The organism is Micromonospora sp. NPDC006431, from assembly GCF_042870725.1.
Lineage (GTDB): Bacteria > Actinomycetota > Actinomycetes > Mycobacteriales > Micromonosporaceae > Micromonospora.
In genome coordinates, this window is sequence record NZ_JBIAHQ010000054.1 from 1 (window position 1) to 14,469 (window position 14,469).

Annotated in this window: 15 protein-coding genes; 9 read left to right on the top strand and 6 right to left on the bottom strand. The window is 65.2% G+C overall.

Annotated features, from left to right (window positions below; genetic code table 11):
• The first annotated feature begins 222 nt into the window (after positions 1-222).
• The 5 genes from ACFYM6_RS35535 to ACFYM6_RS35555 all read left to right on the top strand — a co-directional run bounded on the left by ACFYM6_RS35535 (position 223) and on the right by ACFYM6_RS35555 (position 4,488).
• Positions 223-912, top strand: coding sequence for a hypothetical protein (locus tag ACFYM6_RS35535; RefSeq protein ID WP_387281859.1), 690 nt, complete (start codon positions 223-225; stop codon positions 910-912).
• Between the two features lie 301 nt (positions 913-1,213).
• Positions 1,214-1,783, top strand: coding sequence for a hypothetical protein (locus tag ACFYM6_RS35540; protein WP_387281860.1), 570 nt, complete (start codon positions 1,214-1,216; stop codon positions 1,781-1,783).
• A gap of 281 nt (positions 1,784-2,064) precedes the next feature.
• Entirely contained in the window at positions 2,065-3,342 is a 1,278-nt protein-coding gene (locus ACFYM6_RS35545) for an IS110 family transposase (protein ID WP_387281872.1), read from the top strand.
• Positions 3,343-3,640: 298 nt separating this feature from the next.
• On the top strand, positions 3,641-4,162 hold the full coding sequence (locus ACFYM6_RS35550) for an ATP-binding protein (protein ID WP_387281861.1): 522 nt from the start codon (positions 3,641-3,643) through the stop codon (positions 4,160-4,162).
• A complete protein-coding gene (locus ACFYM6_RS35555) occupies positions 4,159-4,488 on the top strand; it encodes an STAS domain-containing protein (protein WP_387281862.1) in 330 nt (109 codons plus the stop codon). The genes ACFYM6_RS35550 and ACFYM6_RS35555 overlap by 4 nt, the downstream gene beginning before the upstream one ends.
• A 181-nt stretch (positions 4,489-4,669) precedes the next feature.
• Here the strand turns inward: ACFYM6_RS35555 and ACFYM6_RS35560 are convergent, their stop codons facing one another.
• Both ACFYM6_RS35560 and ACFYM6_RS35565 read right to left on the bottom strand, forming a co-directional pair.
• Positions 4,670-5,032, bottom strand: coding sequence for a hypothetical protein (locus ACFYM6_RS35560; RefSeq protein ID WP_387281863.1), 363 nt, complete (start codon positions 5,030-5,032; stop codon positions 4,670-4,672).
• A gap of 654 nt (positions 5,033-5,686) precedes the next feature.
• Complete coding sequence (locus tag ACFYM6_RS35565) at positions 5,687-6,211, bottom strand: GNAT family N-acetyltransferase (RefSeq protein ID WP_387281864.1); 525 nt, start codon at positions 6,209-6,211, stop codon at positions 5,687-5,689.
• Between the two features lie 490 nt (positions 6,212-6,701).
• Between ACFYM6_RS35565 and ACFYM6_RS35570 the strand changes: the two genes are divergently transcribed.
• On the top strand, positions 6,702-7,904 hold the full coding sequence (locus tag ACFYM6_RS35570) for a low temperature requirement protein A (RefSeq protein ID WP_357444637.1): 1,203 nt from the start codon (positions 6,702-6,704) through the stop codon (positions 7,902-7,904).
• Between the two features lie 160 nt (positions 7,905-8,064).
• On the opposite strand, the gene ACFYM6_RS35575 is transcribed toward ACFYM6_RS35570, so the two are convergent.
• A complete protein-coding gene (locus ACFYM6_RS35575; protein WP_387281865.1) occupies positions 8,065-8,427 on the bottom strand; it encodes a transposase in 363 nt (120 codons plus the stop codon).
• The gene (locus tag ACFYM6_RS35580; protein WP_387281866.1) at positions 8,424-9,683 is read right to left on the bottom strand and encodes an ISL3 family transposase; all 1,260 of its coding nucleotides are present in this window, start codon (positions 9,681-9,683) and stop codon (positions 8,424-8,426) included. The genes ACFYM6_RS35575 and ACFYM6_RS35580 overlap by 4 nt, the downstream gene beginning before the upstream one ends.
• Positions 9,684-9,891: 208 nt before the next feature.
• Between ACFYM6_RS35580 and ACFYM6_RS35585 the strand changes: the two genes are divergently transcribed.
• The gene (locus ACFYM6_RS35585; RefSeq protein ID WP_387281867.1) at positions 9,892-10,137 is read left to right on the top strand and encodes a hypothetical protein; all 246 of its coding nucleotides are present in this window, start codon (positions 9,892-9,894) and stop codon (positions 10,135-10,137) included.
• Here ACFYM6_RS35585 and ACFYM6_RS35590 read toward each other — a convergent pair.
• Positions 10,134-10,634, bottom strand: a complete 501-nt coding sequence (locus ACFYM6_RS35590; protein ID WP_387281868.1) for a GNAT family N-acetyltransferase — start codon at positions 10,632-10,634, stop codon at positions 10,134-10,136. The two genes, ACFYM6_RS35585 and ACFYM6_RS35590, sit on opposite strands and share 4 nt — an antisense overlap.
• 552 nt (positions 10,635-11,186) lie before the next feature.
• Positions 11,187-11,897 (bottom strand): hypothetical protein, encoded by a 711-nt coding sequence (locus tag ACFYM6_RS35595; protein ID WP_387281869.1) that lies wholly within the window; start codon positions 11,895-11,897, stop codon positions 11,187-11,189.
• Positions 11,898-12,384: 487 nt separating this feature from the next.
• Here ACFYM6_RS35595 and ACFYM6_RS35600 point away from each other — a divergent pair, with 487 nt between their 5' ends.
• Positions 12,385-13,125: a DUF6414 family protein gene (locus ACFYM6_RS35600; protein ID WP_387281870.1), complete on the top strand. Its 741-nt coding sequence runs from the start codon at positions 12,385-12,387 to the stop codon at positions 13,123-13,125.
• A complete protein-coding gene (locus tag ACFYM6_RS35605; RefSeq protein ID WP_387281871.1) occupies positions 13,115-14,251 on the top strand; it encodes an AAA family ATPase in 1,137 nt (378 codons plus the stop codon). The genes ACFYM6_RS35600 and ACFYM6_RS35605 overlap by 11 nt, the downstream gene beginning before the upstream one ends.
• Positions 14,252-14,469: the final 218 nt, after the last annotated feature.

The following is a 14,469-nucleotide window of genomic DNA, read 5'->3' on the forward strand; positions in this document are numbered from 1 at the left end:
CCCGACACCGCCTGGATCAACAAACCCGCAGCTCAACCCGCAGATCTACAAACCACCTGACCACGAAAACGTCTCACTTGACTTGACAGGTTCCGGATGGCCCTTCTAGCGGCGGCAATGCGACCGTGCTCCTGGTCAGCCCGTCCGTCATTGTCGGGCAGCGTCGGCGCTCGCAAGCGGGCTTGACTGTACGGATGGCTGTACAGCCACCAGGATTCGATCGTGCTCGCCGAACCAACGATGCTCCTCGTCCACAGTCCGCTCCTCACCTCAGCGACATGGGACGCCCTGCGTTCGCATCTCGAAGCGGCGGGGCGGCGCGTAGCCGTGCTGGACCTTCGCCCTTTGGTCGAGTCGCCGTCCTTCCATACGGCGGCCTGCGCCGCGGCTGCCAACGTCACTCATGGTGCGCCTACCGTCATCGTCGGCCACAGCCGCGCGGGTGCTTACCTGCCCGGCATTGCCGACGCGGTCGGCAGTGACCAGCTGGACGTTGTCTTCCTGGATGCCCGCCTGCCCCATCCGGGCACGAGCTGGGTCGGCTCACTGCCGCCGGAACGGGCCACGTGGCTGCGAGAGATGGCGGTGTCCGGCCGGCTGCCAACGTGGGACACCTGGTTCCCCGCAGACTCCCTAGCGGATGTCCTGCCCGACCCCGAACAGCGGCGGCAAGTGCTGCACGGCCCACCCGAACTGTCGTGGAAGGTCGTCTCCGAGGTGCTGCCCACACCGGGCAAGGCATGGGACTCCGCTAGACGCATCTACCTCCAGCTGAGCGCCGCATACCAGTCCACGGCAGAGCAGGCGGTAGAATGTGGGTACCTGGTGCGGCGTATGGACGCCGATCACCTGGCCATGGTCACGCAGCCCGCGATGGTCACGGATCTACTTCTGTCGACGTTGCTGGCGTAGCCAACGATAGCTGAAATCCATCACGGAGCTGGGAATCTCCTCGTCGAGCAGTCGTAGACCGTCCAGCCTCCGCGGCGGGGACAAGGGAGCGTCCTACCGGACGAGTCTCAATGGCGGTTGTCAAACGGCGGCGCCGGCGGCAGGAGTGGCCTGGGGCTAGAAGAAGATCAGGGATGGCTGGTCAGGTGGCGGTTCCCCTGGTCAGCCCGTCCGTGGTTGTCGGGCAGCGTCGGCGGCTGTGGGCAGCCTTGGCTGTAGGAATGGCTGTACGGCGACAGGATGCGGCCGCCATGCTGTCGGAATGACGGCGGAACATCCGATCATCGACCTGGATGACCGTGGCCGTGGACGCGTCAAGCCGGATGAGGGTCCGCGACGCCGCAGACTGAACCGAGCAATGAGCGCCTACGCCATCGGGGCGTTCGTCCTCGGTGCAGCGGTCGGCGGTATTGGCGTAGCCGAGGTGCAAGGCTCACGCGACGCACGGACGCGGGCTGCCACTGTCGCGGTTGTCGTCATAGCCAGCTCGGCAAGTGACGGCGGTGAAATCTCCAACAGCATCGCCCGGTTTGACGCGCAACTGGCTGTCGTCAACGCTGGTCCACAGCCGGTTACGGTTCGCACGGTTGGAGCACGCCTCCCCGGCACAGTGATCGATGCCACCGCTCCGTTTCGCCTGCTGCGTCCCGGCGAGGTAGGCGTGATACAGGTCCAGGTTGTCGTTCACTGCTCCGTCAAGCCTGATCCGGTGCCGATGCGACTGTCGGTTGAGACGGCCGACCAACGAACCCGCGAGGTGAGCTACCCCATGGCGTACACCGGCACCGCCTGGCACAACCGGGCTGTGTCGCTATGCGGGCAGGGTAGCTAAAGCGGATGTCCTCGTCGGGCAGGCGGCCGGAGCGTCAGTTTGTCTCCGATGACTCTGTCGCGACGCCCGTGCCGTGCGTGAAAATCGGGGGTGGTCGCCCGCCGACGTCGACCTTCCTTGGTACTTCGAGTCCGTCAGTTTGTCTGACGCGGGAGCGTGATCTTTAGGGGCCCTGCACTGTTGCTTCGAGCACGCGAGTCCGGCTCTGTCTCTGCCCCGTTCCGTTCCCGCGGGTGACCACCTGTGGATGTGTGGCTGAAGGGTGGTGGCCGGTGGAGGAGATGACCGAGGAGCCGGTGGAGCTGGTTACCCGGGTGTGCGCGATCGATATTGGCAAGGCGGGTCTGGTGGCGTGTGTGCGGGTGCCGCACGCGACCAGACCGGATCGGCGGGTGCAGGAGGTCCGTGAGTACGCGACGGTGACGACGGCGTTGCTGGCGTTGGCGGACTGGCTGCGGGTTGAGCGCGTTGAGCTGGTGGCGATGGAGGCCACGTCGAGTTACTGGAAGCCGGTGTTCTACCTGTTGGAGGCGGAGGGATTCACCTGCTGGCTGCTCAATGCCCGCCACGTGAAGAATGTGCCGGGCCGGCCGAAGACCGATCGGCTGGATGCGGTGTGGCTGGCCAAGGTCGTGGAGCGAGGGATGTGCCGGCCGAGCCTGGTGCACCCCAAGCCGATCCGGCAGCTGCGGGATGTGACCCGGTACCGGCGCAGCCTGGTTCGTGAGCAGACCCGGGAGAAGCAGCGGCTGGAGAAGACCCTCGAGGACGCGCAGATCAAGCTGGACTCGGTGATCAGTGACCTGCACGGGGTGTCGGGGCGGCAAATGCTGCAGGCCCTTATCGGCGGGCAGCGTGACCCGAAGGTCCTCGCGGAGATGGCCCACGGTTCGATGCGCCGCAAGATCCCCCAGTTGCGTGACGCGTTGACCGGTCACTTCGATGACCACCATGCCTTCATCTGCGCCACGATGCTGCGCCGCATCGACGCCCTCGCCGCGGACATCGCCGAGCTGGACGCCCGGATCGAGGAGCTGATCGCCAATTTCGCCCACGCGGTGGAGAAGCTCGATGAGATCACCGGTATCGGTTTGCGGTCGGCTCAGGAGCTCATCGCCGAGATCGGGGTGGACATGAGCGTCTTCCCCACCGCCGCGCATCTGGTGTCCTGGGCGAAGTTCTCCCCGATCGACGCGCAATCGGCCGGCCGCAAGAAGGGCAACTCCACCGGCAAGGGCAACCCGTGGCTGGCCGGCACCGTTGGCGAGGTGGTCGCCGGACTCGCCCGGACCAACACCTTTCTGGGTGAGCGCTACCGGCGGCTGGCCCGACGGCGGGGCAAGAAACGCGCGATCGTCGCGGTCGGCAACTCGCTGCTGACCAGCATCTGGCACCTGCTGGCCAACCCCGAAGCCCGCTACCAGGACCTCGGCCCCGGCTTCTACGAATCACGGATCGACAAGCACCGCCGCCAACGCGACCTCATCCGCCAACTCGAACACCTCACCAGCCACAAGGTCGCCCTCCAGCCCCAACCCGACCTACCCAACGCAGCCTGACCGCAACCAACCCACAGCCCGGCTCCGCTGCGCTACGCCGGGCGCTGCCGCCTGCACACTCGCTCACCGATTTTCGAGTCTGGAAGGTGCCTTGAGTCCCGAGGTAGACGAGTGTGGCCGTGCCGGTGATCCGGCTTGTTCTCCGCCCAGTAGGCGATGAACACGACCGGGACAACCCGTTGCTGGCCCTTGTTGACCGGCCTATCGGGCACGCACCGGGCACGACCGCAGAAATACCTGCAGATACTTGCCTGCAGCAACGGTGGCGGAACTGTCGGGGATAGGTAGCGTGCCAGTCATGAACGACGGGCAGCTCGGTGAGGATGATCGGGTGAGCGGGCGCGTCGCGGCCCGGCCGGTCGTGCTGCTGTCGCAGCACTTCACCGCTGAGGCAGTGACCCCGCTGCGGCACCTCCTCGCCGCGCGGGTCACGGCCGCCGGCCTGTCCGGCGACGACGGCGACGACTTCGTGCTGGCCGTTCATGAACTGGTGACCAACGCGGTGCGCCATGGCGGCGGGTCAGGACACCTGGATCTTCGGCAGGTGGACGGCGTTCTGGTGTGTGAGGTCACCGATCACGGCGCGGGCAGCGACGCGCTGCCGGTGGACCTGCCACCGGTGCACGTGCCGGGCGGCCGGGGGCTCTGGCTTGCCCATCAGTTGACCGGCGCGTTGATGCTGACCCGCAGGTCGGACGGGGTCACCGCCACAGTGAGCGCCTGCCTGACCCAGACGGCCGCCGCCGTGCCGCAGCAGTCCGCTGCCGCCGGGACGGACGGTAGGGTCGAGGCGTCCGCGATGGAGGGTGAGCAGAAATGAATCGGGAGCTGACCTGGCAGCACCAGGTCTACGCCGAAGGCGACCGGAGAAAGGTTGTGCTGTCCGGCGAAATCGACATGAACGGCGCCCCGCGACTGCAGGACCTCCTGCACGCGGCGGTCGATAACGCCGATGTCGTTGAGGTTGACGCGGCCGCGGTGACCTTCATCGACTCGAGCGTCATCAGCGCATTGATCACGGCACGGAACGCGGCGGCGACAACGGGCCGACACCTTTCGCTCGTCAAGGCCAGTCCCCAGGTTCACCGGGTTCTCGATGTCACCGGCGTGCTCAACGCGCTGACCGTTAAGTCCGGCCGCGCGTAGGAGTCCTCTGCAACTGGGACATGGCACGCCGGTTTCCAGCGAGGTCACGATCATGACAATCGGGGTGGGGCCGGCCGTGGCGACCGCCCCAATGGGGCCGATTCGACCGGCGCGCGCGCCCGCCCCGCCAACAGGACGCAGCAGACTGATCGCTGCGGCATCGGCGCGGCGGGCGAAGAGGTTAGCTGGTCAGCGGCGATCCGTGCCGAGTGCCAGCAGGCCGTGCGCTTTGCACGACGGATACCGACAGGGTCTTGTAGCCGACGTCGTCGAACAACACGGTTATGCAGTCCTGTTCGTAGCCGAGGACCATGCCTGATCCCAATTTTGCGTGCCGCACGATTCTGTGCAGCGGGAACGGCCCGTCTTCCGGGAACACCTCAGAGGTGCCGCCGTGGCAGTTGTCGCAGTGCCCGCAGGGGTGGCTCAACTGCTCTCTGTTCGGCTTGTCGATGCCCGTGCCGAATGGCGAGGTGGCGACCGTGATCGGCACCCGGTCGGCCAGGAAGTCCTCGTGACGACGGCGACGCATCCCGGCTGCCATGCCGCCGTGGTATGCCTGCGCGGGATGACCCGCGTCGGACAGCCGTTGCGCGAGGTCCTCGGCGGCACGCCGGTCAGCACGTACACGATGCCGGGCGGGTCGGGCTCCTTGAGCAGGGCAAGCAGCCTCCGCCTGCGGCATTCCTCGGTGGGACAATGCGCGGCGGCGACGAATAGGTTCGGACGGTCCAACCCGGACAGAATCAGTCGCGGCTTGCGCATGCCGAGCCGCACGGTGATGTCCTCACGTACCGGCGGCAGGCTGTGACGGTCAGCGCCACCACCGGCGGGCGGTCCAGGCCGCGGATGATCCGGCGCGTCTTCGCCGACCAGGGGCCGGTTAGTCGGCTGGACCCGCGATCGCCTACGGACCACGCTGGAGATCGTTCGCAAACCCGCCGGCCAGCGCGGCTTTGCCGTTCATCCACGCCGCTGGGTCGTGGAGCGCACCTGGCCTGGCTCACCGTCTGCCGCCGGCTGGTCCGCGACTACGAACGCCACCCCGCCGTCTCCGAAGCCCTCATCCGCTGGGCCGCCATCGCCGGCATGACCCGCCGCATCACCAGAGGCACCTCGCCCGCCGACGGCTCCGTCGCACGTTCATCTGGACCTGATGATCCACCATCTCAACCTCTGACCAGCGCGTCTCCACGACTCACCCGGACTTCGTAGAGCCTGCTGGGCGCCGCATCTCGAACAGGATGCTGTCGTGGCCTGCCGCGTCAGGCCGGCTCCCTACGCGAACCGCACCGACTTTCTCAAGTGCTCGTTGCGAACGCCGATTGTCTGGACCGACGAGAAACACGACCCGCTTGACGAAGCGGAACGCGTGTCTCGCCATGAGGGCTTTGAGCTGGCCGTTCGCCTGGCCGCCCCAGTACGACCTGGCGAGGAACGTCCACCCGATCTCAACTTCGCTGCGTCGCTGATCGTAACCGTGGAATCGGGATGATCCGATGATGTTGCCCGCCGTCGACGTGACCGCCAGAGCGCCGCCAGATGTCAGGGACTCCGCGAAAAACCGCATGAAGACCTCGTACCGGTACCGATCCTTGACCGGATGCTGAGCCCAGATCAAAGGGTCACGAGCAACCTGATAGAGCTCATCGAAGTCTGCCGAACGCAAGGGCCTGACGCCAACGATATCCCCGCGGAGCACGGGCTGCAGATCGAATGACATGATCAAGTGTATCGGCGGATCAGGTCAAAAGACCTCCCGAGGTCCCCGCTGGACGAGTCGCGCCAACCGTCGGAGCGTCACTCACACGCTTCTCAATCACGCTCTCAGTCCCCAGGGAAGTGCCACTACTGTAATTCCGCTCGATCACCTCTCGATGAGCGTTCTAAACGACGACTCGCCATTTGCTGCTGACGTTCGAGACTGAGGTGGACGGGCCGTTCGCCGACGACCGGCTGCGCCTGATCTGCCGGTACGGCCGCGACCAGTTCGACGCTCGTCCGCGGCGATAAGGGGGGCTTGCACTCGAGTGGTCCGGGCAGCGGCACGCGGCCATGCACGAACTGCTCGATCAACGCGTCGGCCCGTTGGAGTGCGTCCGCCCCGCTATCGCCAGACGCTCGTGGACCAAAGCAGCTAGGCGTGCCCCGACCTGCATCATGCATGGTACGACTGATGGCATATAACGTGAAGCCGACAGAACGGGCTTGCGATGACCGCCGGCAACACCAGGGACCTGCTGCGGGATCACGCCGAGCCGCAGCGTGCCACCTACGTCGAACTCTTCTTCGACGTCATCTTCGTCTTCGCGCTGACCCGGCTGTCGAACACCCTGTTCCACAACCTCACCTGGCTCGGCGCCCTGCACACCGTGATCCTGCTCGCCGCGTTCTGGTGGGTCTGGGTCTTCACCGCCTGGACCACGAACCGCCTCAACCCCGCCCAGCCGGCGATCCAGCTCGTCATCGTCCCGATCGCATTAGGCACCCTGATCATGGCAGGCGCGGTCCCCGCGGCGTTCGGCAAGGACGGCCTGGCCTTCGCTGTCACCTACGTCGTCATCCAGATCGGCCGGGCCTTCTTCGTCACGGTCGCGCTGCGCGGGCGGGAGGTGTCGATCGGCTCGCTGCAACAGCTCATCTGGGCCTGCTTCTCGGGCGTGTTGTGGATTGTGGGCGCGTTCACCACAGGCCCGGTCCGGGTGTTGATCTGGCTGTTCGCGGCTGCCCTCGGCTACACGATGACCCAGCTGGATTTCCGGCTGCCCCGGCTCGGCCCGGCCCGGATCGCCACCCAGGTGGTCAACGCGGAGCACCTCGCCGAACGCTACCAGCAGTTCATGATCGTCGCGTTCGGCGAGGCGATCCTGGCCTCGGGCGGGCAGTTCGCGGCGTTCGGCTTCAAGCCGGATCGGGTGATCGCCCTCGTGCTGGCGTTCGCCATCACCGCGCTGTTGTGGCGGATCTACTTCTACCGGGCGGGCCTGCTCCTGCCGGCCGTGATCGCCGCGAGTGCCAGGCCGGCAGTGTTCGCCCGGTCCGCCTCGTACGCCCATCTGCTCATGGCCGGCGGCATCGTACTCAGCTCGGTCGGCGACGAGATCATCATCAACCACCCGTTCGCCAAGCCCAACCTGGTCTGGTCCGCCGTCATCCTCTGCGGGCCGGCGATCTACCTGGCCGGCCGCGCCCGGCTCGACTACCTGTCCTTCAGCCGCGTCGCCCTGTCCAGGGTGATCGGACTGGTCGTACTCGTCGCGCTGGCACCCGTGGTCGCGTTCCTGCCACCGATCCTGATCGCCGTGGTCGCCGTCGTCATCCTCCTCATCATCGCCACCTCGGACACCGTCTCCTGGCGGTTCCGCCCCAGCAAGCCGACTCCACCCCCGCCAGGCGGGCGGTATCGAGGCATGTAGAGATCACAGATGACAGGGCGGCTACACCCGCCTGAGCAGCGCACGCCAACACAGGCAGGTTGTACACCGCTCGTCAATCCAACCAGTAGGCGGCGGTGCTGACGCCGTGTCGTCGCTCACGGAATTCGGTTCTGGCGATGATCTTGTGACCGGCTCGCTGTCATGCGGCGAGGAGGATCCGCTTACGGAGTAGATCGAAGCTGGCTCGGCCGTACATTTGCCTCTTGATCGTTTTGATGCGGTTGACGTTGCCCTCGACCGGGCCGGAGTTCCAGGGCAGGGTGAGTCCGGCGGTGACGGCGTCGAGGTCGCGGCGTAGGCCGGTGATCAGGGAGTGCAGGGCGGGCAGGTCGTCGGCGTCTACTCGTTGCATCCAGTCGAGCAGCCGCTCGCCGCGGCACTTGCGCATCAGGTCGGCGAAGTCGCGGACGTGGGCGGCAGTGGCCTGCAGTTCAGGGCAGCAGGCCAGCACGTCGGCGAGCCGGGAGCGTTCGTCCGGGCTGAGACGGTCAGGATCGGTCATGATCCACCGGGTAATGTGGCGGGGTTTCGGGATCGCCGGCCGTACCGGTGGCGGTGTGGTCGGTGTGGCTGCTCGTAGCGGGTGCAGCCAGCGGCGCACGGTTTGCACGCTGCCGGTGAACCCCATGGCCTGCAGTTCGGTGTGCAGGACGACGGCGTCGGTGACGCCGGCGGTGAACCGGGCGGCCAGGTGGGCGGTGAACCGTCGAGCAGGCTGGTGCGGTTGACGGCTTTGACCAGCAGTTCGTCGATGCTGGTGGCGTGGGCGAAGCGGCGCACGGTCGAGCGGTCCAGGTCGAGTTGGCGGCTGATCGCCGACAGCGAGGCGCCCTCGGCCAGCAGCTGCTGCACAGCGGCGAAGCGTTCCCGGGTGCGCAGGACCAGGGACCGTTCGCGGCCACAGACGTCGCGCATCCCCTCGGGCGTGAAGTCGCCGTCTGCTGGCGGCCCACTGCGGACGTCCTCTGGCTGCTCCTCGGCGGCCGATTGCTGTGTCGCAGGGGCGGCGGCCTGCGCTGCGGCGGTCAGCCCGGCCCGCACGCAGGCGTGGTGGGAGCGCACGGTCTTGTCGACCGCCTCGCCCACGTTGTGCCAGATATGCCACCTGTCGGCTACCTGCCTCGCCTCGGGTGCACCGGTACGGGCGCCTTCGGCGTACGCGCCGGCCCGGTCCCGGCAGATGATCTCCACGCCGGGATGCTCGCGCAGCCACTGCGCTAAGGGCTCGCCGTCTCGGCCGGGCAGCACATCGACCGGCCGGCGGGTGTGCATGTCCAGCAGCACCGTGCCGTAGACATAGCCTCTGGGCAGCGCGAAGTCGTCAACGCCAAGCGCGATGATCTCAGCGACGGGCGGGGTTGGCGTGCCGCGCAGCAGGTTGAGCAGGGTGTCTCGCCCGACCGGCATGCCCAACGCCCGGGCCAGGCGAGCACCGGCCCGGCCGGCGAGAGCCACCGCGATCGCCGTCAGCGCGGCCCGAAGCGGAGGGGTGTGCCGGGCGTGCGGCGTGGTCAGGCCCGGGATCTGCTCGACGAACGTGACCCGCCCGCATCCGGACTCGGCGCAGACGAACCGGCGAATCCGCAGGCGGATCACCACCGGCCGGCCGGCCAACGCGGTGTCGGCCAAGCGCCGCCGGTAACGGCCGTGCACCCGAGCCGAAGTGCTCCCGCAACCTGGGCAGTCGGCCCACGCCTGCGCAGACCTCGCCTCGATCACCACCCCACCGTCCTCGGCCCCGTGCACCCCGTCCACCACGACACCACGCAGATGCGGCAGGAACTGTTGAAGATCGCACCGGGCACGGTTAGCACGCAGTCCTCATAGGACGCCGCCCGGGCTCAGGCGGACCACAAGATCATCGCCAGAACCGAATTACGTGAGCGTCAGACCGCTACAGCTGGGGAATTCCGTGAGCGCCGACAGATCGAGTCGGCCTGACACCGACGAAGGCAGCATCGGTTGGGTGCCTGCAGCACTGCGCATGCCCACCGAGCCGGGGGTCTCGCACGTCGCCGTCGAGCAGGCCCACCGGCTCAAACGACTCCCCGCCCTGCTATCGCAGTCACCGTCATCGGCGCCGTCGTACTGCTGCCACCTCATCGGCAGCCGCACCAACAGCGGCGGCCAGGACATCGTGCGGCAGATCGTCGCCGCCGTCACCGCGGAGGCCGCCGTCGGAGTCGCCTGGCTCAGGACTAGGCGGTCCTAGACAGGACGCCTGCGTCCAGGCGTCCCACCGAGAAGAACGGCCGGCCGAGCACCGAAGTTCTCCTGACCGACGACACGGAAGCCGCACTGCTTGAAGAACATGATCCTCGCCGTCGGATCCGATGAGACGTCAATCGTGCCCGCGACGAAGGTGCAGCCACGCTCGGCCGCTTCTGCTGCGTACGCCGAGATCAAGGCACCGCCGACACCCGCGTGCCGCACCGCCGAGTGCACGTGAATCCGATCAAGGAAGGCGTGCGGTGCGATTGGCAACTCGTACGACTCGAACGCCCCGCTCTCAGCGACGTTGGAATCAAACGATCCGGTCAGCATCCCCTCGATCGCGTCACCACGCACTGCCACGAACGTCGTGTAGAGGCTGCTCGGACGCCTGTGGCGCAACAGCACGTCGAGCGCTACATCGCCGGAGTCCTCGAGCATCCGACACATCGCCGGGCGATCGGCTTCCTCCAAGAACTCGATGCGAAGGGCATCCACCCTCCCAGTTCAACACACGACGCGACGCTCGGCGGCCGCGGGTCAGGACAGTTGCGTCGCCGCTGCCGATACCAGGCAATATAGCCTTGCCTCTATACAATTCGACCGCTACGATTACCATGCGAACCGCAAACGCGCAGGTCGGCGGCATGATCACGTTCAATCGTGGACTCAATGTGGCAGAACCCGAACCGCATTTCGGCAGCTCAGGGGCCTGCCCTAGCGGTTTCGGCGGTGCGTAGACGCGCGGTCTGACGCGACTGGCCGACATGTTCACTCGGAGAGCGCCGGGTTGATCCGTAACGATCATCGCGGCGCTCTCGGCATCATTGGCCTCCGGATGATTCTGCGCATGGTGGGGAGGTCCAGCAGCCGCATCAGGACGTGGCGGAGTACGCGAGCCTGCCCGAAGCCGATGAGGTACGTGTCCCGCTCGCCTTCGTCGTGAAGTCGAGCCCATGCGAGGAGCGGACCGGACGGCCACAAGAACGCAAGAATCTCAACCGCTCGGTCGAGAGGCTATGATCAGCTTCTCCGCCGAGTCGCAGGAGATCATTGACGCCCGACCGCGTCCGGGTGGACCTCGAACCCGAACGTGCTACCGGTCTCGCCAAGCGCGTGGTTCCGTCCGGAGACAGCGACCATGATCCAGACTCGCTCGATGGCAGTCGCGATCCGCTCTTTGAGCGCGCGGATGAAGCGATCCCACACTTCGTTGTTGCCGATGTCGGCTGTGGCGGCGCGATGGACTGCGGCGACCGCCGGGTCGGCGAGCGCGGCGCTCTCGACCTTCTGCCACGCATCATTGGGACTCACCCAGGGTTGGGGAGAATCCCCGAGTTGATCAAGATAGTAGAAGCGGCCCATCCGCCCGTACATGTCGAGGGCTTCGACAAGCGGCGGCACAACAGGGTCGGCCTCGACCTCAGCGACAAGCTCGCGAACGTACAGGCTCTTGTCGGCGGTACGGCTACATAGCTCCGTCAGGACGGCCTCGTGCATCAGGACGAGTTTGTGGCCCCACGCCTTCATCTCCTCGGCGCTCGGCCACTTGTGGTCCTGGTCTAGGGCGGCTAGGCCGAGTGTGAGCTTGTAAAGCTTCTCGACTCCGATAGACAACATCGTCAGGATGGGATCGCGAGTGGTATCGATGAAGGCACCTGTGCGGAGGACTCGGATGCCGTACGCGAGCAGGTTCCTGGTCGAGGTCATCTCGGCGATGAGCGCGAACCCCTGTTGTCGATCCAAGTTTACGATGGCCACACCTCGCAGGGTATCGGCGCGGACGGACAGCCCTCACATCCATATGCTCCAGGGACGGCAACGGCGGAAGGCGGTCCGACGGCGCTGCGGGAAAACCGAGGGTGTAGGGGGTTGCGACGCGTGGCGTGTCCATCGTCAGCACGGGAGTGCGGTTTCGTCGATGCCCACCAGGCCCAGGACGCCGCAACGACGAGGTCGTAGTCGTTCGACGCCTGTGCGCGGTTCGGAGACCACGCCCTGAAGCGCTCCCTTCTGGAGGCTGGATCGCGACTTCTTCGCTTCAGCTGGTCTCTGGCGGCTTCTGACGCTGCTGACCTCAATGCAGGCGCGTCGGCGCATGCTGTTTGAGGACTCACAGGAGTATCATTCAGAAGCTGCACGCGTCGCGATGGCTGACCGCCGTGCGCGGATGAAGGGGCGGTCTACGGATGGCGGCCGGTGGAGGCGCGAACTGATGGCAGCTAGCAGGGGGGACACTCGGCGGCCAATGATCAAGGTCGTCTATTTCGACGAGGAATCCGCCTCGGATTACCTAGATATCGCGGCTGGCGGGAAGGCCGTATCGACCAGTGAGCAGATCAGGGAACGGACGAAGAAGGTCCACGCGGAGGTCGACGCGAAAGTGTCGGCGAAGCTCAGCTGGTTGCCGTTCCTGGGTGTTGCCGGAGAGACCGGGGCCGGGTTCGCTGGCTCCCGTGCCGGGAAGAGCATCCTTAGCAAGACCTTGTCAAACACAATTCTCACTGACTATCTTGCGCAGGTCGAAGGCGACGATCGAATCGTGAGGCTGAGTGACCTTCGCGTGACTGCACGCCAGGGTTCGATGGCGTATATGAAGATGTACACGCCGTACATGGTCATTGCCAAGACCGACGAAATGGGTGTCGACCTAGCTCGGCTGGACGAAGCACTTGAAGGCGCGAAGGGATACTACGAACTGCTCGGCGCGGACACGACGAACGGTTCGAAGTGCGTGCTGCGGTTCAATATCAGGGCTTTCCGGAACAACTACGGTCTCACCGATCTTGGGCGAATGCGGCTTGTCTTTCATGGCATCCTCGTCGGGCAGACCACTGAAGATGGGCTCGGCATGGACTCCGAGATGTCAAACAACGTTGCACAACCGGTGACCGCACTGGAACTCCTCGATGGCCCCAACGCAGGCGCGGCTAAGACGCTCCTCGATGTCTACGATGTGCTCCTAGCGGGCGTTGAGCATGCCGAGTGACACGAAGGTCACGGTCTACTACGGCCCGCTGTCGTGGTTTGACGAGCAGGTCGAAGGTTTGTCCTGCGACAGCCTCATGGAAATCGTGTATGCGCGCGATGAGGTCAACCGTCAACTCAGGGTCGTCGTCCCCGGCCAACAGGAGAGCGAACCTGAGGAGCGAGAGCGACCCGAGCACGTGGTCGCGGAGTCAGGCGACTACGCTAGTTTAAACGAGCATTCGATCACCAACTTCGCAGGACTCATTCGCTCCATTGAGCCAGAGCACCTCCATCTGCACAATCCGCCGGCTCATGTGCAGGCGCAAATGGAACGAATCTTCTCTGCCACCGATGTGAAGCGGTACAAATATCCTGTGGTAACTCGGGATACACTCGTCCGATTCCGCAAAGGCTTCGGCGACCATCTGGTCGGCCAGACGGCCGTGAAGGATGCACTCCTTGCTGCGTTATATCCGCTGACCACGGAGCGACGAACGAAGCCTGTCGTGCTGATGTTCTACGGTCCTTCCGGCGTTGGCAAGACCGAGACGGCACAGTTCGTCAACGACCTCCTCGGCGGTACGCTCCTGCGCAAGCAGTTCTCAATGTTCCACAATGATAAGTATGCTTCGTATCTGTTTGGCGGAACACACACCGAATCATCGTTCGCCCATGACCTGTTGGACCGAGAATCCGGCGTCATCCTGATCGACGAGTTCGACAAGGCGAATCCGGTTTTTCACAGTGCCTTCTACCAGCTGTTCGACGGCGGCATCTTCGAAGACAAAAATTATCGTGTCGAAGTCGGCCCGTCCCTAATCATCTGCACCTCGAACTATGGGTCAGAGTCAGAGATTCGCGAAGCGCTCGGCGATGCTCTCTATTCTCGATTCGACTCGCTAATCGCTTTCCAACCACTCTCTCGGGGTGAGATCCTTCAGGTCATCGACCGAGTCGTCAAGGCCCGCTTAATCGAACTTTCATCCGAGGAACAGAAGCATTTGGATGCAGGGTTTCTCATGACACGTTTGGCACCGCTTGCCGACAATTTCGCCAACGTCCGCAAGATAGGGAAAATCGTCGACGAGCTCATTTCGTTGGTGCTCGTGAGAGCACTTCTCGACGAGGGGCCCGAACCGGAATAGTTTTCACCGGTACCACCCAATGGTTCCTAGGTTCCATGTGGCCGAAACTTTCCGCCGAGGCATTTCGTCGACCGGAGATCCAGGTCGGTACCGTTCTTAGAACTGCCCGCCCGCACCTCGTGCTAGTACGGCAGCCGCCATTAGCTGTCTGACCAGGGTGGACACCGAAGGCGGGGCGGGTGAACGGGTGCAGCCGCCCTGATGATCATGTGTGTGTG